The sequence below is a fragment of the Atrimonas thermophila genome (genome assembly GCF_045864955.1).
GTDB classification, from domain to species: Bacteria; Atribacterota; Atribacteria; order Atribacterales; family Thermatribacteraceae; genus Thermatribacter; species Thermatribacter velox.
Genome location: NZ_AP028803.1, coordinates 1,181,033 through 1,204,333, shown reverse-complemented (window position 1 = coordinate 1,204,333; position 23,301 = coordinate 1,181,033). Strand labels below are relative to the sequence as shown.

The window sequence follows — 23,301 nt, the reverse complement described above, 5'->3', positions numbered from 1 at the left end:
CGTCTTATGTTAAGAAAGGCAAAAACCTTAGAGAGGGTTGGGACAATGCTGGGTAAAAAGGAGATAAACGAACACGGCCATCTGGTAATTGGGGGATGTGATGTTGTCCAGCTGGCCCAGGAATTTGGGACTCCCCTTTACCTCTTTGACGAAACCTTGCTCCGAGAGAACATGCGCTTTTACCGGCAGTCCTTTGAGCGTCTTTATCCTGACTATGCTGTTGCTTATGCCAGCAAGGCTTTCATCTGTTCTGCCATGTGCCGCATGGTGGCTGAGGAAGGGCTCTTCCTGGATGTCGTCTCTGGGGGAGAGTATTATATTGCCCGTTCAAGCGGTTTTCCTGCAGACAGGATTATTTTTCACGGCAACAACAAGACCGCTCAGGAACGGGAGCTGGTCCTGCGGGAAGGAATAGGGCGCTGGGTGGTGGACAGCGAAGCAGAACTTGAAGTTCTGATTGAAGAAGCGAAGAACTACCGTAATGGAAAACTGCCCCTCCTTTTCAGACTAACCCCGGGCATTGACCCCCATACCCACCAGTACATCACCACTGGGAAAATCGATAGCAAGTTTGGGTTGCCCATTGTGGGAGGAGTCGCCAGAGAAGTAATGAAAAAGGCCCTTGCTTTCCCTCAGTTTGAACTCAGAGGTGTTCACTGTCATATTGGTTCGCAGATTGACAGCCTGGAACCCTTTTTGAAAGCCTGTGAGGTTATGCTTGAATTTATGTTCCAGTTCTGGAAGGAGACAGATTTTCTTCTGGAAGAACTGGACCTGGGAGGAGGGCTTGGTGTCCCGTATCTTGATGAGCAGAAAGACCAGTTTCCCTCCATTAGCGAGTACGTTGAGGCTATAACTGGGAAAGTACGTGCGTGGTGTGAAGAGCACTCTTTTCCGCTTCCCCGGCTCATTGTTGAGCCAGGACGCTCCATTGTGAACACAGCAGGCAACACGGTTTACAGGGTGGGAACCGTCAAAGAGATTCCAGGCATTAAAAAGTACGTCGCCGTTGATGGGGGAATGACCGACAACCCCCGCCCTGTGCTTTATGGTGCTCGCTATCAGGCTCTGGTAGCCAACCGGATGCATGACCGGAGCCGGGAAAGGGTGTCAGTGGTGGGAAAGTGCTGTGAGTCTGGAGACGTGATTATTCCTGAAATTGAGCTTCCCCGGGTGTTGCCGGGGGACATCCTGGTGGTGGAGGGAACCGGTGCCTACAACCACACTATGGCTTCCAATTACAACATGATTCCCCGTCCTGGCGTGGTGTTCGTGAAAGATGGTAAAGCTAAGCTTGTAGTGAGGCCGGAAAGTTTGAGTGACCTGATAAGACGGGACGTTCTCCCTGGAGATTAAAGAAAGCAGGGGTGAAAGACGTATGTCATCAATAAGAGTTTTGGTGACCGGTGCAGCGGGCAAGATGGGGAAAGAGATAGTTAAAGCGGTAACCAGGGATGAGCAGCTTTCCCTGGTTGGTGCTTGTGACGTTGCCGAAGTAGGCAGGGATGCTGGAGAGGTTGCTGGAGTGGGAAAGATAGGTGTGGTGATAGAAAGTAAGCTCAAAAAGGCCCTGACAGATACTTCTCCAGAGGTGATAATCGATTTTACCCACGCCCAGGCTTTTCGCGAAAATTTAGAGGTTTATCTAGAAAGCTTGCAGAAAGGAATCTCACTGGTTGTGGGAACGACTGGCCTCAAGGAAGAGGAAGTCGAACGCTTACGCCAGGCCAGTGAAGCAGGACATGCAGGTTGTGTGGTGGCTCCCAACTTTGCCATTGGCGCGGTTTTAATGATGTATTTTGCTCGCATTGCCTCGAAGTTCATGCGTGGGGTAGAAATCATTGAAATGCATCACCCCCAGAAGAAAGATGCTCCTTCGGGAACAGCCGTAAAGACGGCGCTTTCAATCCCAAAAGTTGAGGGTGAAGCGCTTTCCCAAAGTGAGGAACTCTATCCCGGGGCAAGGGGTGCTCTGGTAAACGGAATTCGGGTGCACAGTATTCGCCTGCCCGGGCTGGTCGCACATCAGGAAGTTATTTTTGGCGATGAAGGGCAAACTCTGACCATAAGACATGATTCGCTGTCCAGAGCTTCCTTCATGCCGGGAGTAATCATGGCTGTAAAAGAAGCGGTGAGTAAAAAGCATTTTATTTTCGGTCTGGAGCCAATACTGGGCCTTGAGGGTGAATGAAATGCGCTTTGTCAAAATGCACGGTCTGGGCAATGACTTTGTGATTTTTGAGTGGAAAGAATTGCAAGGTGTGAAGGATATAGCTTCTTTTTCGAAAAGAGTGTGCGACCGCCATTTCGGAGTTGGTGCCGATGGTGTGATTTTGGTAGCTCCCTCTGACCGGGCTCCCTTTGCAATGCGCATTTTCAATGCGGATGGCAGTGAGGCTGAAATGTGTGGAAACGGCATCCGCTGTTTTGCTGTATATCTTTGGAAGCGGGGCAGGGTGGCGGATAGAGAATTTCCTGTGGATACGAAGGCGGGCATTATTGTTCCCCGGGTTACCGAACGCAATGGAAAGCTTGCGGTGAAGGTGAACATGGGCAAGCCCAGACTCAGGGCTTCGTTCATTCCTATAGATGTTGATGCTGAGCAAGTAGTGGATTATCCACTCCAGGTAGATGGGAAAACCTTCGCATTGACTGCAGTTTCTATGGGCAACCCTCACGCGGTTATTTTTGACCTGCCTGGGGATTGGGAAAAAGTAGGCGAGAGCATCGAGAAACACCCCCTTTTTCCTCACAAGACCAACGTGGAATTTGTAAAGGTTCAAAACAGGAAAGAAGCACTGGTTAAGGTATGGGAAAGAGGGGTAGGCCCCACCCTTGCTTGCGGAACTGGAGCCTGTGCAGTTCTGGTGGCCGGTGTTTTAAAAGGAGTGCTTGACAGGGAAGCACAAATTCATCTTCCTGGAGGCACTCTGCTTGTATCCTGGCCCGATAATCAGAGCGATGTCTTTATGGAAGGACCTGCGGAAGAAGTTTTTGAAGGAAAGCTAAGCGAGGAGGTTCTCAAAGTATGGAAGTAGCCACCCGTATCAAGAAGCTCCCACCTTATCTCTTTGCGCAAATTGAGCAGAAAATAGCCGAGGAAAAGCAGAAAGGGCGTGAAATACTGGATCTGGGCATTGGTGACCCTGACTTACCAACGCCATCTTTCATCATCGAGAAGCTTTGTGAGGAGGCGCAAAAGCCCCAGAACCACCGTTACCCTTCCTATCGGGGTCTTTACAGGTTCAGGGAAGCGGTGGCTGAGTGGTATCTGCGCCGTTTTGGGGTAAAACTGGACCCGGAGCGGGAAGTGGTTTCCTTAATCGGTTCCAAAGAAGGTATAGCCCATTTTGCCTGGTGTGTGGTGGACCCCGGCGATATAGTTCTGGCCAGTGACCCTGGTTATCCGGTTTACAAGATAGGTACTATGCTGGCCGGGGGAATTCCACTGGAATTGCCCTTGCTTCCGGAAAACGACTTTCTGCCCGATTTCAGCCGTTTCCCGCAGGAAGTTCTGGAGAAAACCCGGCTGATTTTCATTAATTATCCTAATAACCCGACTTCTCAAGTTGCTTCTCTCGATTTTTTCAAGGAAGTGGTGGAGCTTGCTCGGCGTTATAACTTCATAATTGCTCACGACCTCGCTTACTCGGAAATCAGCTTTGATGGGTACCGAGCTCCTTCCATACTGGAAGTTGAGGGAGCCAGGGAGGTGGCCATTGAGTTTCATTCACTCTCCAAAACCTTCAACATGACCGGTTGGCGGATAGGATTTGCGGTAGGCAACGCAAAGCTTGTAGAAGCACTGGGTAGGATTAAGACCAATGTGGATTCGGGCATTTTCAACGCTATCCAGTGGGCTGGAGTAGAAGCCCTTGCCCGCACGGAGGAGGTGTTGAAGTGGCTGCTGCCCGTTTATCAGAAAAGGAGAGACCTGGTGGTGAGCGCTCTTTCCAGAGTGGGTATAGAAGTAAAGCCACCCAGGGCTACTTTTTATGTGTGGATTCCTGTTCCTTCAGGCTTTGACTCTCTGGGTTTTGCAAACTTTTTACTCGATAAAGCTGGTGTGGTGGTTACCCCGGGTACCGGCTTTGGAAGGTACGGTGAGGGTTTTGTCAGGGTTTCTTTAACCACTCCTGACGCGGTTCTTGAAAGGGCTATGAGCAGGATAGAGGAGGCATTGAATCAATGAGGATTGTGGTGCAAAAATTTGGAGGTACTTCGGTGCACACCCGTGAGCTTCGTGAAAGAGCGGTTCAGAAAATAAAGCAAGCACTTGATGAAGGTTTTTCTCCCGTGGTTGTGGTTTCGGCCATGGGTAGAAAAGGCTCTCCCTATGCTACGGACACGCTCATTAGTCTTGCCAGAGAGGAATTTTCACAGGTAGAACCAAGGGAGCTGGACCTTTTGATGTCCTGCGGAGAAATCATTTCTACTGTGGTCATGGCTCAGGCTTTGAGGAGAGAGGGGTTGCGGTCGATTGCGCTTACTGGTGGACAGGCTGGGATAATTACTGATTCTAACTTTGGAGACGCCAGAATTCTTCGGGTAGAACCAGAACGCATCAGAAAACACCTTGAGGAAGGTTATGTGGTTGTGGTAGCAGGTTTCCAGGGCGTCACTGAAGGAGGAGATATAACTACTCTGGGACGGGGTGGAAGCGACACTACTGCTGTGGTTCTGGGCGCAGCACTTGAGGCAGAGTTTGTGGATATTTTCACCGATGTGGAAGGGGTAATGACTGCTGACCCTCGCATCGTTCCCGACGCTCAAATAATCAGGGGTCTTACCTACACCGAGGCTGCGGAAATCGTGCAGCAGGGTGCTAAGGTAATCCATCACAAGGCTATGAGTGTGGCCAGAGAATACCGGGTGCCGCTCAGGGTGCGCAGCCTTACCAACGAAGGTGAAGGAACCATCATTTGCGACATAAAATACCTTGTAGAGCGAGGTATACGGGGTGCGGGTTTGCGTCCCCTTTACAGCATTGCCTATCGTGCCGGATTGGCCCAGGTGGTGATACCGCTGGGTGAGAAGCCTGAAAACAAGCTTCTCGCTTTCAGCTCTCTGGCTCAAAAAGGTATCAGCATAGACCTTATTAATCTTTTTCCTGACAACACCGCTTTCGTGGTCGAGGAACAACGTGCTTCTCTGGTAAAAGAGATTCTGGAGAAAGCAGGATTTACGGTGACTATTAACGCACCCTGTGCCAAGGTATCGCTGGTAGGCTTTGAAATGGCTGACCGTCCCGGAGTGATGGCACAGCTTGTTGAGGCCATGCAGGAGTCAGGAATTGAAATCCTGCAGACCGGTGATTCTCACGTGACCATTTCCTGTTTGGTGTGGGAAAAAGACATGGAGCGGGCTATTCAAGCCCTGCACCGCAAGTTTCAGCTCGATGAGCTGTGCTGAGGGGGTTTTACAATGAGAGAATGGGGTAGTCTCCTGACTGCAGTTATAACTCCGTTTAAGGAAGACCTGGAAATTGATTACCAGGCTTTTCGCCAGCTACTGGACTTTCTGATGCGTAACGGCTCAGACGGTGTGGTGGTTTCGGGTACTACTGGAGAATCGCCTACGCTTACTCACGAAGAGAAATTGCGCCTTTTTGAGGTGGCCCTTGAAGAAATGGGTGATCGTGGAACAGTAATAGCTGGAACCTGCAGCTACAACACCCGGGAATCGGTAAAACTCAGCAAAGAAGCTGAAAAGCTTGGAGTGCATGGTATCCTGGCTGTAACACCTTACTATAACAAACCCCCGCAGGAAGGCCTTTACCAGCATTTTAGAGCCATAGCCGAAGCGGTGAACATACCCATTATGCTTTACAACATCCCTTCAAGGACGGGAATCAACATCAATCCTGAAACTGTAGCCCGTCTTGCTGAAATACCTAACATTGTGGCTATCAAAGAGGCTTCGGGAAGCGTAGACCAGCTTTCTCTGGTGAGGCGAATGACTCCTCAGGAATTTGCTATCTACAGTGGTGATGATAACATGACTCTCACTGTCCTTGCTCATGGTGGGAAGGGAGTAGTCAGTGTTGCCGCTCACCTGGCTGGAAAAAGAATAAAAGAAATGATTGACGCTTTTCGGAACGGAGATGTTGATAGGGCAACGAAGATTCACCTTGAGCTATACCCCCTTTTCAAGGGTATTTTCATAGCCACCAATCCCATTCCCGTAAAATTTGCGCTCAGCCTTACTGGAAAAAGTGGCGAGTGGGTGCGTCCGCCTCTGTGCATCATGAATTCTGAACAGAAAGAAAAGCTTAAAAACATTCTCAGAGAAGTCGGCTGTCTTTCTTGATTTTTATCCGAGTTGATGTTTTAATGTAATATACGCTGAAGTGAATAGTGAGGAAAGGCAAAGAAGGGGAATGCATCTTCTGAGGGGCACAGCGAGGGAACATAGTGGTGGACAGGTTCCCCCCTGAGGGAGAAGGCTTTAGAGCCCCAGAGCTGGTTCCGAAGAAAGGGATATTCAGTCCCAAGTAGGGTTACCCGGGTTTTCCCGTTAGCCGATATGAGTGAAGCAGGGTGGCACCGTGCACTGCTTTATGCAGTGTACTCCTGCCGCTGAATAGGCCTCGTCCTGAGCGACGAGGCTTTTTGTTTGAATAGGGGGAATAACAGGATGGACAGAATAAAAGTGGGAATAGTTGGTGGAAGTGGTTATACCGGGCTTGAGCTTTTGCGTATTTTGCGTTCTCATCCTCTGGTAGAAGTGACCTGGATCTCCAGTGAGAGCTTTGCTGAAAAGAGTTTAGAGGAATACTGTCCCGCCTGGACAAAGAGAACCTTGCTGGAGTTTTCGAGTCTTAGCAAGCAGGGAGTGCCTTCTCCAGTCGATGCAGTTTTTCTGGCTCTACCTCATGGAGAGTCCATGAGTCATCTAAAGCTCTTTAGTCCTGAAGTGAAAGTAATCGACTTGAGCGCTGATTTTCGATTTAAAAACAGGGAAACCTACGAAAGAGTCTATGGCATTACTCACCTTGAACCTCTGGCACTTGGGGAGGCGGTGTATGGTATACCTGAGATTTACGGAAAGGAAATAGCACAGGCCCGATTGGTAGCTAATCCCGGCTGTTATCCGACTTCAGTAATCATTCCGGTTTACCCTTTGCTAAAAGAAGGGCTTGTGGAGGAGGATATCATCGTGGACAGCAAGTCTGGGGTGAGTGGTGCCGGGAAGAAGCCCCAGGAGAGCACTCACTTTTGTGAAGTTTCTGGAAGTTTCAAGGCCTATGGTGTTGGCAAACACAGGCATCAGCCGGAAATGGAAGAGAACTTGAGCGAACTTTCTGGAAGGAGAATCAGGGTTACGTTTGTCCCTCATCTTCTTCCGGTGAAACGGGGTATTTTGAGCACTATTTATTTGAAATTACGCAAAGAGGTTTCTGAACAGGCTATCTTTGAGCTTTTTAAAGCCTATTATCAGGACCGGTTCTGGGTAAGAGTATTCCCTCCAGGTAGTTTTCCAGAGCTAAAGTGGGTGGTTGGTTCTAACTTTATTGACATTGGCTTTTTGAAGGTAAATAAGCAGCTGATACTGATTTCAGCCATTGACAACCTTACTAAGGGAGCTTCTGGGCAGGCAGTTCAGAATATGAACCTCATGTTTGGTATCGATGAAAGAGTTGGTCTTCCTGAAAACATCCTGTATCCCTGAGGAGGTATGCTGAAAGTGGAGTGGAGAGCTGTAGAGAATGGCTTGGATGTAGTGCAGGGAATATACGCCCAGGGAGTGGCATGTGGTATTAAAAAAGATAAGAAAGACCTGGCAGTCCTTTACTCTGACCCTCCTGCCAAAGCCTGGGGAGTTTTTACGCAGAACCTCTTTCAAGCTGCACCGGTGATAGTGACCAGAGAGCACCTCAGCAGGGCGTCCACCATCCAGGTGTTAGTTGCGAACAGTGGCGTGGCCAATGCCTGTACCGGAGAGCGCGGGATCCAGGATGCCCGGGAAGTTGCCAGGGAAGCAGCTCTCATTTTTAATGTTCCTGATCCTTGCTGGGTAAGTGTTGCTTCCACTGGTGTGATTGGAGAATTTCTCCCTGTGGAAAAGATAAAGCAAGGCCTTAGAGAAGCTCGTTCTTTGTTGCCCAATCAATCTTCGGGACACAATGCAGCGTTGGCAATTATGACTACTGACACGATGCCCAAGGAAAGGGCAGTAGAGATTGAAACCCCTCAGGGTGTGGTCCACATCGCTGGTATTGCCAAAGGAGCAGGCATGATAAAACCCAACATGGCTACCATGCTGGCTTTTATCGCTACCGACGCTGATTTGGAGATATCTTTGCTGCGTTCTTTACTTGTTGGGGCTGTGGAACAGAGTTTTAACCGGATAACCGTGGATGGAGACACCAGCACCAACGACATGGTGCTTTTCATGAGCAATGGAGCCAGTAGTACTCCCCTGATTGATGAAGGAAGCTCTGTGGTGTCGGTTTTCAAGGAGGCTCTGTTCTGGCTGACCAGAGAACTTGCCAAGGATATCGTCAGGGACGCTGAGGGAGCAACCAAATTCGTGACTGTGGAGGTACGAGGTGCCCGAAGCAAAGAAGATGCTCGCCTCTGCGCTTATGCAATTGCTGAGTCACCTCTGGTAAAAACGGCATTTTTCGGTGAGGATCCCAACTGGGGAAGAATCCTTGCTGCTGCAGGACGTTGTGGAGCGAGATTTTTTCCCCAGGAAGTGGAGCTGGAAATTAACGGGCAACTTTTTGTGGAACGGGGCATTGCCACAGATGTTCCCAGAGAAGCACTTGAAAAAATTATGAAGAACCGAGAGCTTCATGTGTTGCTAAACCTTGGTTCTGGCAATGCTTCTTTCCAGGTTTGGACTTGTGATTTTTCCTTTGACTATGTCAAAATTAACAGCCACTACTCCTGATTTTCCGGGGTGTTGCGCATGAAAGTAGTGCTTAAAATAAGTGGTAAGGGGATAGATTTTGACGATTCTCTAATTTTGGAGCCCGTGGCAGAACTCTTCAAAAAAGGAGTTCAAGTTGCCCTTGTTCACGGCGGGGGAGTTCAAATATCTTCCTTTATGGAAAAGATGCACCGCAAGCCGGTTTTTGTAGATGGATTGAGGGTAACGACCGAAGAAGATATGGACATCACAGAAATGGTTCTTTCTGGTTTGGTCAACAAGAGATTGGTGGGGGGTTTTTCCCAGCTGGGGGTCAATGCCTGTGGCATCAGTGGTCGGGATGGTAACCTGTTCGTTGCAAAGAAAGTGCAGAGGGAGAAGGATGGGAAGCTACTGGACCTGGGGAGGGTAGGAGAAATCGTAGAAGTAAATACGCGAATCATCGAAACACTATGGCAGGGGGGATTCTTGCCAGTCATTTCGCCAGTTTCCACAGACGGGAGTGGCAACAGCCTGAATGTGAATGCTGACTGGGCAGCCTGCCGGCTTGCCCAGGCGCTGGGTGTTGAGGAACTGTTTCTCTTCTCCGATGTACCTGGAGTTCTTCGTATGGTCGAAGACCCTTTTTCGCTCTGTGAGGAGCTTTCCATTGCCGAGGCCGAGACCCTCATCAGAGAAGGTGTGATTCAAGGTGGCATGATTCCCAAAGTCGAGATGGCTTGCCGGGTAGTTTGTGGTGGAGTTAACAGGGTATTCATCGGTTCGCTTGGGGAATTGAGAAAAGCTTGCGACTTAGAGCGGGGGAACTTGCGGGGTACCTGGATAAAAAAGTGAGGTGGCAAATGGTGCTGAACAGCGAGTACTATTTTGAGAAGGAGCAACAATACCATTTGGGGGTTTATCGCCGTTCTCCGGTAGTCTTTGTTTCTGGAGAAGGTCCCTATCTCTTTGACCTGGAGGGCGAGAAATATCTGGACTTTCTGGCAGGTATTGCGGTAAACGTACTGGGTTACGGTTTTCCTCCTCTGGTTAAGGCGATTCAGGAAGAAGCAGCGAAACTGCTCCATACTTCAAATCTCTTCTACACTCTGCCCCAGATTGAACTTGCCGAGCGATTAGTCAAAATTTCGGGGCTTTCCAAAGTATTCTTTGTGAACAGTGGTGCTGAGGCCAATGAGGTAGCTATGAAAGTAGCCCGCTTTTATGGTCGCAGGAAACACAGAAAACGCTTCAAGTTTATCTCTTTTGAACGTTCCTTTCACGGTCGCACTCTGTTAACACTTGCTGCGACCGGACAGAGAAAATTTCACCAGGACCTGGAACCTCTTCCTTCGGGTATTGCTTACGCAAAGTTAAACGACTTACAAAGTGTCCTGGAAGTCCTTGACGATGAAGTGTGTGCTATTATAGTAGAACCTGTTCAGGGAGAGGGTGGGGTGTATCCGAGTAGCAAGGAATTTTTGCAGGGTCTGCGCGAGCTGTGTGACCGGGAAGACGTCCTGCTTATCTTTGATGAAGTGCAGTGTGGCATGGGAAGAACGGGGTCCTTTTTTGCTTTTCAGCATTTTGGAGTTAAGCCGGACCTGGTTACCCTTGCCAAAGGTTTAGGCGGAGGATTACCTATTGGTTGCTGTCTTCTTAATGAGAAGGTTCTGCCTTTTTTGCATCCGGGAGACCAAGGTAGCACTTTTGGTGGAAATCCGGTGTGCGCGAGAAGTGCCTGTGTGGTCTGTGATGAAGTAAGTAGGGAGTCGTTTTTGAAGAAGGTGGGCGAGAAAGGGGAGTACTTGAAAAAGAAACTGGAAAGCCTGCAAAAGAAATATCCGGGTCTGATTAAAGAAGTCAGAGGAGTTGGGCTCATGTGGGGTATTGAAATCCCAGGTAGAGCCAAAAAAGTAGCACAGAAGTTGTTTGAGAATAAAGTGCTTGTTAATGCCTGCAATGATGATGTGGTGAGACTTTTGCCTCCTCTGATTATAGAAGAGGAACATATTGACTTGGTGACCAGTGCGCTGGATAAAATTTTGGCAACCTGGTAAGGACTTGTGGGTCAGGTTTGGATAAAATTTAATTGGACGTTGAAAGCTTCTCTTGGGAAATGAAATATTATGCACGGTATTTAAACTGTTCTATTTTGGTATGTAAAGCTGGTTAGCCTTGAATACCGCCTGCTGGGGTGAGGCTAACCTGAGAGGCGGAATAGAAATAACCCAGCCACCTTTAAAGCTGATTTGGGTGTGTCGAGTTTACTATGAGTAAAGAAAAAGTAGTACTTGCTTATTCGGGAGGTTTGGACACTTCGGTTGCTATTCGCTGGTTGCAGGAGCAAATGGATGCAGAAGTCTACGCAGTTACTCTGGATCTTGGGCAGGGTAAAGACCTTGAAGAGGTACGTAAAAAGGCGCTTGCTGTGGGTGCAAAAGAGGCTTTTGTTTTTGATGTACGTGAAGAGTTTTTGCAACGTTTTGTTATCCCGGCTCTCTGGGCACAGGCGGTTTACGAGAAAAAGTATCCTCTGGCTACGGCACTTTCCAGACCTCTGATTGCAGAGTATCTGGTAAAGATTGCCCGGGAGAAGGGAGCCCGTTATGTGGCACATGGTTGTACAGGGAAAGGAAATGACCAGGTACGCATTGAAGTATCAGTGGCAGCACTGGACCCCTCCCTGGAAGTGATTGCTCCGGCACGGATATGGAACTGGAGCCGGGAGGAGGAAATTGAATACGCAAACCTTAACGGAATACCGGTTCCCGTTACCACGGGGAGTCCATACAGCATTGACCAGAACATCTGGGGAAGGAGCATTGAGTGCGGAGTGCTGGAGGACCCCTGGGTTGAGCCTCCAGAGGAAGTCTTTGAGTGGACGCGAAATCCCCTTGAAGCTCCCAACGAACCCCTGATTTTCGAGGTGGGTTTTGAGGAAGGAATACCCAAAACCTTGAACGGTCAGTACTATTCGTTGCTCAACCTGGTTGAAGAACTGAACAAGCTGGGGGGCGAGCATGGGTTTGGGCGCATAGATCATCTTGAAAACAGGCTGGTAGGCATTAAGTCGCGCGAAGTCTACGAATGTCCCGCAGCTTTAATTTTGCTGACGGCATATCGGGAGATAGAAAACATGGTGTTACCCCGAGAAGTGTTGCATTTCAAACCCCATCTTGAGGAACAGTATGCACAAGTCGTCTATGAAGGTCTATGGCACTCTCTGTTGCGGGAAGCTCTGGATGCTTTTATGAGTAAGTTAGCCAGAAAGGCAACTGGAGAGGTGCGTTTCAAGCTTTACAAAGGAAGCCTTCAGGTGATAGGTCGGCGTTCGGAAAACTCGCTTTACGATTTTGCAATGGCAACTTACGATAAAGGAGACCTTTTCGACCACAAGGCGAGTGAGGGTTTCATCAAACTCTGGGGTTTGCCTACCAAAATATACTCCATGATTGACCGGAAAGAGTGAAACAGAACATGGCTAAAGAAGGAACTTTTCTTTGGGGAGGCAGGTTTGAGCGAAAACCTGATGCTGAAACCGTTGCCTTTTCTACCTCAATTGGAGAAGACTACCGGCTGTATCCTTTCGATATACTGGGGAGCATTGCCCATTGCATGATGCTGGAGCGGGTAGGCGTTATCAGTCAGCAGGAGCGGGAAGAACTCTGCGATGGTTTGCGGTCTATATATCGGGAGTTACAAGAAGGCAAGATAGATTTTACTCCCTTCGAAGATATCCACAGCCTGGTGGAGCACCGTTTGCGGGAGTTGAAAGGGCAGGTTGCCGACAAACTGCACACTGCACGCTCTCGAAATGACCAGATAGTACTTGATGAGCGGCTTTATCTCCGGGAAATGATTGCAGTAGTGATTGAAAAAATAATCACCTTGCAGGAAAGAATTCTTGAGCAGGCCAGGGCATATCCAGACCTGGTGATGCCTGGATTTACTCACCTTCAACCAGCGCAGCCGGTCCTTTATGCCTACCATATGATGGCTTATTTTTGTATGCTGGAACGGGACATAGAACGCCTCTGGGACAGCTTGAAACGGGTTAATGTTCTTCCCCTTGGGGCGGGCGCACTGGCGGGAACTTCTCTGCCCATAGACCGTGAGTATGTGGCTTCACTTCTGGCTTTCCCAAAAATCCAGGAAAATGGTATGGATGCGGTCTCTGACCGGGACTTCATCTTGGAGTTTCTCTTTGACCTTCTGTCGTTATTTGTGCATCTCAGCAGATTGAGTGAGGAACTGGTAGTTTGGAGCAGCCCTCTTTTTGGATTTATAGAAATGGATGAAGCCCTGACCACAGGTTCAAGCATCATGCCTCAGAAAAAGAATCCTGACCTTGCAGAGCTCTTGCGAGGGAAATGCGGCGAATTTCTGGGCGCTTTGGTCAGCCTGGCTACCACCCTAAAGGGATTGCCTCTTGCTTACAACAGGGATTTGCAGCAGGACAAAAAGCCTCTTTTTAGGAGTGTCGAAGAGGCGCTGTCGTCTCTTGATATTGCAGCAAAACTTGTTGCAGGAATGCGACCTTTGCCACAAAACATGGAGCAAGCCCTGAAAAAAGGCTTTCTTACTGCTACAGACCTTGCAGAATTCCTGGTTGAAAAAGGTGTTCCGTTTCGCAAAGCTCATCACCTGGTTGGAAGAATAGTGAGGAAAATGCTTGAGGAAGGGAGAGGACTGACTTCCCTCAGAGCCGAAGACCTGGGTGAATATGCTTCTCTCTTTGAGGAAACCCTTAAAGAAAGACTTGATGAGCAGAAGTCTCCGCTCTTTAAAAAGTCTCTGGGGAGTACTGCGCCGGATGAGGTGAGAAGGCAAGTAGTTCAGGCAGAAATAAATCTTGAGCAGTGGAAGAAATCACTTGAAAAACTAAAAAAAGAGTGGAAAACAAGCTTTGAGAAGCTTCTGTTTTTCAGGGAGTGATGGTGAATGAGTGATAGTTTGAAGGAAACGCTCTACAAGATAAAGGAGCTAAAAATCGATTTTCTGCGTTTGCAGTTTGTCGATGTCCTTGGCATACCGAAAAATGTTGAAATCCCCGTTAAGAGGGCGGAAGTTGCTCTCTATGAGGGAGTAGGATTCGATGGTTCTTCGATAGAAGGTTTTGTGCGCATTGAAGAGTCAGACATGAAGCTTTTCCCGGATGTCAGCACCTTTATGGTCTTGCCCTGGGAAGAGGAGAGAAAAGTCGCCAGAATGATTTGTGATGTCAAAAAGCCCAATGGAGAGCTGTTTGAAGGCTGCCCCCGCACCAACTTGAAAAGGTGTCTTGAAAAGCTCAGCGAAAGAGGATGGGCTCTTAAGGTGGGTACGGAAGCGGAATTTTTTATTCTCCGCTATAGCGAGGGAAAAATTGTGACCAGTGATAAGGGCGGTTATTTCGACCTTCTGCCTCTGGATACCGAAGAGGGCCTGCGCCGTGATATGGTCATTGCTTTGGAAAAATTGGGCTTGAACATTGAAGCCGCTCACCATGAAGTGGGGCACTCCCAGCATGAGATTGATTTTGAATATGGAGACGCCCTAAGCATTGCCGATAATATCATTACCCTGAAAATAGCTGTTAAGACGCTGGCTCTGCGCAGGGGTTATGTAGCCACCTTTATGCCCAAGCCCTTTTTTGGTGTTGCTGGCTCAGGCATGCATACCCACATTTCGCTTTTTGAAGGGGAAAAGAACCTCTTTTATGACCCTCAATCTCCTGATGGTCTTAGCAAAATAGCCCGGGGGTTCATAGCAGGTCTTCTGCAACATGCTCGTGCCTATACAGCGATTACCAACCCCCTGGTTAATTCCTACAAACGATTAGTCCCTGGCTATGAAGCGCCGGTCTATATAGCCTGGGCTGAAAAAAACCGTAGCCCTCTGGTGCGTGTTCCTCCACAACGAGGTAAGGGAACCAGAGCCGAACTGCGAAATCCCGATCCTGCTTGCAATCCTTATCTTGCTTTTTCGGTAATTCTTGCTGCTGGCATGGACGGTGTGGATAGGGAGCTGGACCCTGGGAAGCCCCTGAATAACGTTAATCTTTACCAGGTGAGTGACAAAGAGCGAGAGGAGTGGGGCATAGACTTCCTTCCTTCTTCCCTGGAAGAGGCATTGAGATTTCTTGAGGAAGATGAGGTTATAAAAAATGCACTCACACCCCATATCCTCGACTATTACTTGAGAGCAAAAAGAGAAGAGTGGAAAGAGTACAAAAATACTGTGCACCCCTGGGAAATTGAGCGCTATTTGGAGCTTTATTGAACCGGCAGAGCGTCTGACTGGCCTCTACGCTCTGCCGGTAGTGGAGCGGTCTCTGTCGGACCGATATTTTTCAAGTATTATGGAGAGAGCCAGAACATCAGAAGGCGTGACTCCCGGGATCCGTGAAGCCTGCCCAAGAGTTTGTGGCCTGACTTTTTCGAGCCGTTCTTTGGCTTCCTGAGAAAGGCCAGTAACAGATGAATAGTCAAAGTCTCCAGGAATAACCTTTCTCTCCAGACGTAGAAACTCGTTTATCGTTCTTTGCTGTCGCTCAATGTAGCCACGATATTTGATTTCAATTTCTACTTCCTCAATAATCTGGGGGGGCAAGAAAGGTCTCTGGGGATCGAAGGGAGCCAGGTCTAAATAGCTTATCTGTGGTCTGGTGAGCAGGGTTGCGAGTCGAGTAGTTTCCTTGATGGGAGCAGTTTCTTTTCGCTCCAGCAAAGCATTTAGCTCTGGAGAGGGTGAAATGGGGGTTTCCTCAAGGCGGCGGATTTCCTGCTGAATCATTTGTTTCTTCTCCTGAACTCTCTGGTATCGTTCTCGACTTATGGTTCCAGCTTCGAAAGCATGATGAGCAAGGCGCAAATCAGCATTGCTGTGGCGGATGGCAAGACGATACTCGACTTTCCCCGTTCTCAGGCGGTAAGGTTCTTCAACTCCTTTGGTAACCAAGTCATCTATCATGACACCTATATAGCTTTCATTTCTCCCCAAAATAATGGGCGGTTTACCCTGAACGTAGCGAGCGGCATTAATGCCTGCAATTATTCCCTGACCTGCTGCTTCTTCGTAACCTGAAGTACCGTTTATCTGTCCTGCCAGGAAGAGACCCGGTACTTTTTTGCACTCCAGCGAGGCTTTGAGCTGGGTGGGTGGGACGAAATCGTACTCTATTCCGTATCCTGGCCTTATGATATGGGCTTTTTCCAGTCCCGGGATGGAATGAATTATTTGTAGCTGGACTTCCTCAGGGAGTGAAGTAAATATTCCCTGAGCGTAGATTTCATTGGTGTCTTTACCTTCTGGCTCAAGAAAAATGAGATGGTTTTCCTTGTCCGGAAAACGGTAAACCTTGTCTTCGAGTGATGGGCACTCTCTCACCGGGGAAGAATCGGCGAATACATAAAGGAGGGGAGAACGGTGAAAATTGGACTTTATAATTTCACAGGTTTTTCGAGTAGTGCGAGTGATGAATACCGAGCAACCCTGGTATACTCTGGGAGTTCCTTCAAAGGAAAAGCAAAGTGGTTCTTCGTCACTTTTCTGTTCCTCCATTTTTGAAAAATCAATGGTTCTTCTATCCAGACGGGGAGGAGTACAGGTGTTTAACCTGCCCAGTGTAAGGCCAATTTTTCTGAGCGACTCGCTCAACCCACGAGCAGGAAATTCACCGTGCCTTCCTGCAGGGTAGCTAAGTTCTCCTATTCGTATAACGCCGTTTAGAAAAGTTCCGGTGGTCAAGACAACCGCAGGCGCAAAAAATGTGCTCCCGTATCTGGTTCTGACTCCTTTTATTTTACCCTCTCCATCAAGAAGCAGTTCTTCAACTTCACCTTGAATAAGGTCGAGGTAGGGGTTTTTTTCTAAAAACTCTCTCATAGTCAGGCTGTAACGGTCGCGCTGAACCTGAGCGCGCAGAGTTTGAACTGCTGGGCCTTTGCCAGTGTTTACCTTTTTAATATGAATTGTAGTCAGGTCAGTTACTCGGGCCATCAATCCTCCCAGAGCGTCAATTTCTCTCACCACGTGGCCCTTACCAGGTCCTCCTATGGCTGGGTTGCAGGGCATCAGGGCAATACCATGCACGGTCATGGTAATGAGAGCTGTTTTAAGCCCCATGGAGGCAGCTGCATGTGCAGCTTCACAACCTGCGTGTCCGCCTCCAACGACTATCACGTCATAGTGCAGGTTTGTCATCACCTTCACGCTCACCTTTCTGGTCAATTACTTTTTCTGTACCCATCTACTGAAAAGAGATATTACCATTTTACTGGTCTATTTTCAAAGTTTATTGCAATCGAATCTTTTCAAAACTTTTAAACCGTTGTTTTTAAAATGCAGTATAATTTTCTACGTGTTTTTTCAGGTCTTCGGTGCGCGCGAAGTGAAGTAATCGTTTGGACTGGAGGGAATTGTATGTTGCAGAAGGGAGCTATTGCTGTTCACGGTGGTATTTACAAGGATGAAATTCCAGATATTGAAGAAACCCTGATTAAAGCTTGTCAGACAGGTCTTGATTTTCTCTCCTCTGGAAACGCAGTGGATGCGGTTGAAGAAGCCGTAAAGATTCTGGAGGATGACCCCCACTTGAACGCTGGCACTGGTTCTTACCCTAATTTGCTTGGTGAGGTGGAAATGTCAGCAAGTATCATGAAGGATGACCTTTCCTGCGGGGGTGTAGCGGGGATTAAAGCCATTCGCCATCCTATATCAGTGGCCAGAGGAGTAATGGAAAAAACGCCTCACGTTTTACTGGTTGGTGAGGGTGCCAATCTGTTTGCTCGTCTTCTGGGTTTTGAATCTTACAATCCAGTGTCAGAGCTTACTGTGAAAACGCTCAAAAATTCTTTGAAAAAGGCAGCCAATGAGCAGAACTCAATATACGCTTATTACCTGGAGCAGGCCAGAAAAAAGTTAAAGGACTTGGGTCTTGGCACGGTGGGCGCGGTGGTACTGGATAGTACAGGTCATCTGGCGGCGGGGACCTCCACTGGGGGCATTGAAATGCAGCTTCCAGGAAGAGTTGGTGATTCTCCCATCCCGGGTTGTGGTACCTATGCCTGCCGGTTTGGGGCAGTGTCTATGACTGGGGAAGGCGAAGGGATTATCAAACTGGGTCTGGCAAGGAGAATTGCAGAGTGGATGGAAACCCTTTCTCCTCAGGAAGCTGTTAATCGGGGTATGGAAATGGCCAGAGAATGGAATGTTACTTGTGGTGCTATAGCTATCAATGCTCGGGGAGAATTTGGGTGGGGCCAGAATGGAGGAAATCTTTCTTTCGCTTATCTCACCGTTGCATCCGAGCAACCTTTGCTTTTTAAGCGGTTGTGACTGGACCTTTTTGTGATTTGTTGAAGCAGATTGAGAAAAAATATATAATGAGCCAGTAAAAAATTTGGGGATATTCGAGTTTCTTGTGGTGTGGAGTGAAAGGAATGAGCCGTCTTATAACTGATTTAATCCATCAGAAAGTTACAAAAGTAATAACCGATTGTTTCCCGAACTTGGGAGATGTACCTTTTAACGTTGAACCGGCGAGAGATAAGAGACACGGTGATTTTGCAACCAACGCGGCTTTTCTTTTGTCGCGAAAGCTCAAACAGCCCGCTCTTAAGGTGGCAGAAGAGATAGTTCCAGGTTTGGAGAAGGAATTAGCTGATATTGCCAGAGTGGAGGTAGCCGGGGGCGGTTTTATCAACTTTTTACTTTATGACCCCATAGTGCTTTCTTTTCTCAAAGAAGCTCTTCAGGAAAAAGAGAACTATGGCAACCTCAACTTAGGAAGTGGGAAGCGAATCCAGGTAGAGTTTGTAAGTGTCAATCCTACCGGTCCTCTTCATGTCGGTCACGGAAAATGCGCGGCTTTTGGTGATGCGCTCTCCAGATTGCTAAAGAAAGCTGGATTTGTAGTAGAGAAAGAGTATTACATAAACGATGCGGGAAGACAGATAGATTTATTGGGTTTATCGCTTGAGGCTCGGTTGCGCCAGCTCTTAGGCGAAGATGCCCAGCTTCCAGAAGAAGGATATCAAGGAGAATATCTTATTGATATTGCCCGAAAATTTCTGGAAGAAAAAGGCAAAGAAGTCCTTTCTTATCCCGATGAGCAGCGCCTGAGGGTATTAAAAGAATATGCGGTGCGCCACGTGCTTGACGAAATTAAGCAGGACCTTTCTCGTTTCAGGGTAGAATTTGACGTCTGGTTTAGCGAGCGAGAACTTTACGAGAAAAAATATGTGGACAGAGTACTTTCTCTCCTCAAGGAGAGAGGCTACACCTATGAGAAAGACGGAGCGCTCTGGTTGCAGACCACAAGATGGGGCGACGACAAGGACAGAGTTTTAATCAGAGAAAACGGGTTGCCCACCTATTTTGCTTCTGATATAGCCTATCACTATCATAAGTTTGAGCGTAGATTTGACAAGGTCATTGATGTCTGGGGGGCAGATCACCATGGATACATACCCAGGATGCAGGCTGCTATGAGAGCTCTGGGTCTGCCCGAAGACTTTTTAGAGGTTTTCATTGTGCAATTTGTAACTCTTCTCAGAGGCGGACAACCAGAGCGTATGTCAACTCGGCAGGGTGAATTTGTGCCTCTCCGAAAGCTCCTGGATGAAGTTGGTGTTGATGTAGCGCGCTACTACTTTCTTATGCGCGACCCGGCAACACATCTTGACTTTGATATTGAGGAAGCTAAGCAACAATCAATGGAAAATCCCGTCTATTACATTCAATACGCTCATGCCAGGATTTGTTCTCTATTCAGGGAAGCCGAGAAGAAAGGATTTTCAGTTCCAGAGGAGAATTACGAGGTTTTAACGTTTTCCAATCTGGAAGAGAGGGAAATTGGCAAGAAAATTGCTTACTTCCCGGAACTGATTAGAAGAAGTGCTGTAGCCAGACAACCCTACATGATTTGCAATTACCTGCATGAGTTGGCTGCTCTTTTCCATAGCTTTTACAACTCTTATCGGGTAGTTGACAGAGAAGACCCGAGTTTGACTCATTCTAGGCTTCTTTTGTGTCGTGCTACACAAATTGTGCTCCAGAACGGACTGGACATTCTTGGAATAAATGCTCTTCAAACAATGTAAGAGAGGTTATACGAGTATGGCTAAAGGAAAATACATATTTATAACCGGTGGTGTGGTTTCCTCTCTAGGTAAGGGCATTACTGCTGCTTCCATAGGCCGCATTTTGAAAAGTAGGGGCTTGAAAGTGACCATGCAAAAGTTTGACCCTTATATCAACGTGGATGCAGGTACCATGAATCCTTATCAGCACGGGGAAGTTTTTGTTACCTATGATGGTGGAGAGACAGACCTGGACCTGGGTCACTACGAGCGCTTTATAGATGAAGAGCTCTCCCGATCCAGCAATGTCACTACAGGGAAAATCTACAGTTCGGTTATAAGCAAGGAACGAAGAGGGGATTACTTAGGTGCCACGGTACAGGTTATTCCCCATATTACCAATCAAATCAAAGAAGAAATTTTTTCCCTTCGTGAAAAAGCTGCTGCCTCGGTTTCTATCGTAGAGATTGGGGGGACTGTGGGAGATATTGAAAGCCTTCCTTTTCTGGAAGCGATTCGTCAAATCAAAAACGATGTGGGCAAAGAAAACTGCCTTTATATTCACGTTACCCTGGTACCTTACGTTGAAGCAGCTAAAGAGCTCAAATCCAAGCCTACCCAGCACAGTGTTAAAGAATTACGCAGCATCGGTATTCAGCCCGATATTATAGTTTGTCGTTCTTCTTATCCCATTACTGAAGAAGTTATTTCTAAGATTGCTCTCTTTTGTGATATTCAGCGAGACGCTGTTATACCAGTTCCCGATGCAGAATCAATTTATGAAGTGCCTTTAATCTTGGAAAGAAGTGGAGTAGGCGAATTAATAACCGAGAGGCTCTCTTTGCATAAGGCTCGTCCTGATTTCAGCGAGTGGATTCAGATTGTGGAAAAGATCAAGGACTCCCGGGAAGAAGTCAGTGTGGGGCTGGTTGGCAAGTACGTTGCTTCCAAAGACGCATACCTCAGTATATGTGAGGCCTTGAGGCATGCTGGTGCTCATCTCGGTCTAAAGGTCAAAGTAATACCCATAGAGGCTGAAAACCTGGTCAACAGCGACCTCTGCTGTCTCCAAAAAGTGGATGCAATACTGGTCCCTGGAGGGTTCGGGCAGAGGGGAATTGAAGGCAAAGTGGAAGCAGTACGTTTTGCGCGGGAAAATATGGTGCCCTTTTTTGGTATTTGCTTAGGCATGCAGGCTGCGGTTATAGAATTTGCCCGAAACGTTGCTAATCTGAAAGGTGCTAATTCCACAGAATTCGACCCTGACACTCCTTATCCAGTAATAGACCTTCTTCCTGACCAGCGAAGCAAGAGGGAAAAGGGAGGCACTATGCGGTTAGGGAATTACCTCTGTGTGCTCAGTGACTCTAAAAGCAAAAATCTCTATGGTAAAGAAAAGGTCTTCGAGCGACATCGGCATCGTTATGAACTCAATGCCGAGTTTGTGTCTACTCTGGAAAAAGCGGGTATGACCATGGCTGGCTACAACCCGGAATATGGAGTAGTGGAAATCATCGAAATATCTGATCATCCCTGGTTTGTGGGTGTTCAGTTCCACCCGGAATTTCTTTCCCGACCTAACCGACCTCATCCACTCTTTTTGGGGTTTGTAGAAGCGGCTTATCAGCACAAATTGAAGCGGTGAATGAGATGAAAACCTTTGTGAACAGTTCTCTGGGTATTATAGACTCTGGCGTTGGTGGTCTCAGTGTTGTAAAAGCAGTGCGAGAGGTTTTCCCTGTCAGAAACGTTATTTACGTTGCTGACCCTGCCAATTTTCCCTATGGGGAAAAGAGCAAAGAAGAACTTTTAATTCTGGTATCTCCAATCATCGAGTATTTGACCAGGGTTGAGCGTGTTCAGGCTCTGGTCATTGCCTGTGGTACGCTGAGCTCTGTCTGTTTTGAAGATTTTTGCAAAAGGTATCCAATCCCCATCTTTGATATTGTGCGACCTGCGGTCAGCGAGGCTGCGTTTGTAACACGTAAAAAGCGTGTTGGCGTTCTGGCAACCAGAACCACTGTGCGTTCAAAGCGCTTTGCAAGGCTCTTTGAAAGCCTGGATAACAGTATTACGGTTTATGAAGAGGCCTGGCCAGATTTTATTGAAGAAGTAGAAAGAGGTGCTTTTGACACACCTTTCTGGCGGAAGGAAATAAAAACGAGGCTTAAGCGGTTTACATCCTTAGACGTGGACACCTTAATTCTGGGATGTACTCACTTTGCTCTGATTGAAACCTTTTTTGAGCAACTACTTGGGGACAGTTCAGGATTAACGCTGGTAAACCCAGCACGAGCTTGCGCGCTTGAACTTCAAAAGGCTCTGGACACTGAAAGTATTGTCGAGAGCAATTCTGGAAAAAGCGAGGTTCGTTGTCTGGTTAGAGGAGATGTGGGGCATTTTGAGAACTTGCTCCGGATGTTTGTTTCCGAAAATTCCTGTAAAGTAAGAGCTTTTGGTTCATAGCCGTGATTGAATACCGCTTTTTATCCCATGCCAAGATTAATTGGCGTTTGCATATTGGTTCTTTGCGCTCTGATGGTTATCATAACATTATTACTGTCATGCAAAAAATATCTCTGGGTGACGAGGTGAGAGTGTTTTTTCCAGCTTCGGAAGATGTGGTTACCTGTTCAGAGAGTATACCCACCGATAAAAACAGTCCTTTAATGAAGGCTTTGCATTTAATACGGGAGATTAAACCCTCTTTGAAAAGATTTTGCTTTGAGATTCAAATTCTAAAACGCATTCCTCAACAGAGCGGCTTAGGTGGGGCGAGTTCTAACGCAGGCACTCTTTTGAGAGTCTTGAACAAGCTTTTGAAGCTGGGATTGGATGAAAAAGAATTAGTTAAAATTGCGATACAGTTGGGGTCCGATGTACCTTTTTTTGCAAGTGATTATGTTTTCGCTCTGGTTAGGGGAAAGGGTGAAGTCATCGTTCCCATTCCCGATCCTCCGCAAAGAGAGGTGGTCCTGGTTTGTCCATCTTTTGGTATTTCCACAGCCTGGGCGTATCAGGCATGGGACCTGAAGGTAGGAACTTCCCAAAGCTTTAGAGAAAAAGACGAGTGGAACAATGTTCTGGTTGTAGAAAGCGAGGACTCTCTTCTTCGAGATGTTCATAATGACTTTGAAGAGGTGGTATTTGCAAGTTATCCGGAACTGTTTTCCTATAAAAGAAAACTGTATCAGGCTGGTTGTGAAAAAGCTTTTTTGAGCGGTAGTGGTTCCACTCTGGTGGGTGTACTTCCTCAGGAGAACCACAGAACTAAAAACACGATAATGGAACTTTTCAGGGATGAACCCGTGCGGATCGTCTTTTGCAGGACGCTTTGTCAAGAACCAGCGTTACCTGCTTTTTTGTAGAGGGAGGGTAT

At 47.6% G+C, this 23,301-nt stretch carries 19 protein-coding genes; 18 read left to right on the top strand and 1 reads right to left on the bottom strand.

The window, feature by feature from the left end:
* Positions 1 to 45: 45 nt before the first annotated feature.
* The 13 genes from lysA to glnA all read left to right on the top strand — a co-directional run bounded on the left by lysA (position 46) and on the right by glnA (position 15,120).
* Positions 46 to 1,356, top strand: a complete 1,311-nt coding sequence (gene lysA / locus ACKTT1_RS06265) for a diaminopimelate decarboxylase (RefSeq protein WP_369019143.1) — start codon at positions 46 to 48, stop codon at positions 1,354 to 1,356.
* A 22-nt stretch (positions 1,357 to 1,378) separates the two neighbouring features.
* Positions 1,379 to 2,191, top strand: a complete 813-nt coding sequence (gene dapB, locus ACKTT1_RS06260) for a 4-hydroxy-tetrahydrodipicolinate reductase (protein ID WP_369019144.1) — start codon at positions 1,379 to 1,381, stop codon at positions 2,189 to 2,191.
* A gap of 1 nt (position 2,192) precedes the next feature.
* Complete coding sequence (gene dapF / locus ACKTT1_RS06255; protein WP_369019145.1) at positions 2,193 to 3,038, top strand: diaminopimelate epimerase; 846 nt, start codon at positions 2,193 to 2,195, stop codon at positions 3,036 to 3,038.
* Positions 3,029 to 4,192 carry an LL-diaminopimelate aminotransferase gene (locus tag ACKTT1_RS06250; RefSeq protein WP_369019146.1) on the top strand — a complete coding sequence of 388 codons (1,164 nt, stop codon included), beginning with the start codon at positions 3,029 to 3,031 and terminating at the stop codon, positions 4,190 to 4,192. Before dapF ends, ACKTT1_RS06250 begins: the two co-directional genes overlap by 10 nt.
* Entirely contained in the window at positions 4,189 to 5,412 is a 1,224-nt protein-coding gene (gene dapG, locus ACKTT1_RS06245; protein WP_412708967.1) for an aspartate kinase, read from the top strand. The genes ACKTT1_RS06250 and dapG overlap by 4 nt, the downstream gene beginning before the upstream one ends.
* Positions 5,413 to 5,424: 12 nt before the next feature.
* Positions 5,425 to 6,309, top strand: a complete 885-nt coding sequence (gene dapA / locus ACKTT1_RS06240; RefSeq protein ID WP_412708966.1) for a 4-hydroxy-tetrahydrodipicolinate synthase — start codon at positions 5,425 to 5,427, stop codon at positions 6,307 to 6,309.
* Positions 6,310 to 6,636: 327 nt separating this feature from the next.
* Entirely contained in the window at positions 6,637 to 7,671 is a 1,035-nt protein-coding gene (gene argC, locus ACKTT1_RS06235; protein WP_412708965.1) for an N-acetyl-gamma-glutamyl-phosphate reductase, read from the top strand.
* Positions 7,672 to 7,677: 6 nt separating this feature from the next.
* Entirely contained in the window at positions 7,678 to 8,898 is a 1,221-nt protein-coding gene (gene argJ / locus ACKTT1_RS06230; protein WP_412708964.1) for a bifunctional glutamate N-acetyltransferase/amino-acid acetyltransferase ArgJ, read from the top strand.
* 18 nt (positions 8,899 to 8,916) lie between these two features.
* Positions 8,917 to 9,711, top strand: a complete 795-nt coding sequence (gene argB, locus ACKTT1_RS06225; RefSeq protein WP_412708963.1) for an acetylglutamate kinase — start codon at positions 8,917 to 8,919, stop codon at positions 9,709 to 9,711.
* Positions 9,708 to 10,916 (top strand): aspartate aminotransferase family protein, encoded by a 1,209-nt coding sequence (locus tag ACKTT1_RS06220; protein ID WP_412708962.1) that lies wholly within the window; start codon positions 9,708 to 9,710, stop codon positions 10,914 to 10,916. Before argB ends, ACKTT1_RS06220 begins: the two co-directional genes overlap by 4 nt.
* 212 nt (positions 10,917 to 11,128) lie before the next feature.
* Entirely contained in the window at positions 11,129 to 12,328 is a 1,200-nt protein-coding gene (locus ACKTT1_RS06215) for an argininosuccinate synthase (RefSeq protein WP_412708961.1), read from the top strand.
* Positions 12,329 to 12,336: 8 nt separating this feature from the next.
* Positions 12,337 to 13,794 (top strand): argininosuccinate lyase, encoded by a 1,458-nt coding sequence (gene argH, locus ACKTT1_RS06210; RefSeq protein WP_412708960.1) that lies wholly within the window; start codon positions 12,337 to 12,339, stop codon positions 13,792 to 13,794.
* Between the two features lie 6 nt (positions 13,795 to 13,800).
* Positions 13,801 to 15,120 (top strand): type I glutamate--ammonia ligase, encoded by a 1,320-nt coding sequence (gene glnA / locus ACKTT1_RS06205; RefSeq protein WP_412708959.1) that lies wholly within the window; start codon positions 13,801 to 13,803, stop codon positions 15,118 to 15,120.
* Between the two features lie 24 nt (positions 15,121 to 15,144).
* Here glnA and mnmG read toward each other — a convergent pair whose 3' ends face one another.
* Positions 15,145 to 17,043: a tRNA uridine-5-carboxymethylaminomethyl(34) synthesis enzyme MnmG gene (mnmG, locus tag ACKTT1_RS06200; protein WP_412710561.1), complete on the bottom strand. Its 1,899-nt coding sequence runs from the start codon at positions 17,041 to 17,043 to the stop codon at positions 15,145 to 15,147.
* Between the two features lie 219 nt (positions 17,044 to 17,262).
* On the opposite strand from mnmG, the gene ACKTT1_RS06195 reads away from it, so the two are divergent.
* The 5 genes from ACKTT1_RS06195 to ispE all read left to right on the top strand — a co-directional run bounded on the left by ACKTT1_RS06195 (position 17,263) and on the right by ispE (position 23,290).
* Positions 17,263 to 18,177 carry an isoaspartyl peptidase/L-asparaginase family protein gene (locus ACKTT1_RS06195; protein ID WP_412708958.1) on the top strand — a complete coding sequence of 305 codons (915 nt, stop codon included), beginning with the start codon at positions 17,263 to 17,265 and terminating at the stop codon, positions 18,175 to 18,177.
* A gap of 104 nt (positions 18,178 to 18,281) precedes the next feature.
* Positions 18,282 to 19,943 (top strand): arginine--tRNA ligase, encoded by a 1,662-nt coding sequence (gene argS, locus ACKTT1_RS06190; protein WP_412708957.1) that lies wholly within the window; start codon positions 18,282 to 18,284, stop codon positions 19,941 to 19,943.
* A gap of 16 nt (positions 19,944 to 19,959) precedes the next feature.
* Entirely contained in the window at positions 19,960 to 21,567 is a 1,608-nt protein-coding gene (locus ACKTT1_RS06185) for a CTP synthase (protein WP_412708956.1), read from the top strand.
* Between the two features lie 5 nt (positions 21,568 to 21,572).
* Entirely contained in the window at positions 21,573 to 22,388 is an 816-nt protein-coding gene (gene murI / locus ACKTT1_RS06180) for a glutamate racemase (protein WP_412708955.1), read from the top strand.
* Positions 22,389 to 22,390: 2 nt separating this feature from the next.
* A complete protein-coding gene (gene ispE, locus ACKTT1_RS06175; RefSeq protein WP_412708954.1) occupies positions 22,391 to 23,290 on the top strand; it encodes a 4-(cytidine 5'-diphospho)-2-C-methyl-D-erythritol kinase in 900 nt (299 codons plus the stop codon).
* The last annotated feature ends 11 nt before the right edge of the window (positions 23,291 to 23,301 follow it).

Coding starts and splice junctions, on each gene's coding strand:
- mnmG (WP_412710561.1), bottom strand. CDS start 17,043: ATGACAAACCTGCACTATGACGTGATAGTCGTTGGAGGCGGACACGCA.
- argJ (WP_412708964.1), top strand. CDS start 7,678: ATGCTGAAAGTGGAGTGGAGAGCTGTAGAGAATGGCTTGGATGTAGTG.
- murI (WP_412708955.1), top strand. CDS start 21,573: ATGAAAACCTTTGTGAACAGTTCTCTGGGTATTATAGACTCTGGCGTT.
- lysA (WP_369019143.1), top strand. CDS start 46: ATGCTGGGTAAAAAGGAGATAAACGAACACGGCCATCTGGTAATTGGG.
- argS (WP_412708957.1), top strand. CDS start 18,282: ATGAGCCGTCTTATAACTGATTTAATCCATCAGAAAGTTACAAAAGTA.
- ACKTT1_RS06185 (WP_412708956.1), top strand. CDS start 19,960: ATGGCTAAAGGAAAATACATATTTATAACCGGTGGTGTGGTTTCCTCT.
- argB (WP_412708963.1), top strand. CDS start 8,917: ATGAAAGTAGTGCTTAAAATAAGTGGTAAGGGGATAGATTTTGACGAT.
- ACKTT1_RS06215 (WP_412708961.1), top strand. CDS start 11,129: ATGAGTAAAGAAAAAGTAGTACTTGCTTATTCGGGAGGTTTGGACACT.
- ACKTT1_RS06250 (WP_369019146.1), top strand. CDS start 3,029: ATGGAAGTAGCCACCCGTATCAAGAAGCTCCCACCTTATCTCTTTGCG.
- dapG (WP_412708967.1), top strand. CDS start 4,189: ATGAGGATTGTGGTGCAAAAATTTGGAGGTACTTCGGTGCACACCCGT.
- ACKTT1_RS06195 (WP_412708958.1), top strand. CDS start 17,263: ATGTTGCAGAAGGGAGCTATTGCTGTTCACGGTGGTATTTACAAGGAT.
- dapF (WP_369019145.1), top strand. CDS start 2,193: ATGCGCTTTGTCAAAATGCACGGTCTGGGCAATGACTTTGTGATTTTT.
- argC (WP_412708965.1), top strand. CDS start 6,637: ATGGACAGAATAAAAGTGGGAATAGTTGGTGGAAGTGGTTATACCGGG.
- glnA (WP_412708959.1), top strand. CDS start 13,801: ATGAGTGATAGTTTGAAGGAAACGCTCTACAAGATAAAGGAGCTAAAA.
- dapA (WP_412708966.1), top strand. CDS start 5,425: ATGAGAGAATGGGGTAGTCTCCTGACTGCAGTTATAACTCCGTTTAAG.
- argH (WP_412708960.1), top strand. CDS start 12,337: ATGGCTAAAGAAGGAACTTTTCTTTGGGGAGGCAGGTTTGAGCGAAAA.
- dapB (WP_369019144.1), top strand. CDS start 1,379: ATGTCATCAATAAGAGTTTTGGTGACCGGTGCAGCGGGCAAGATGGGG.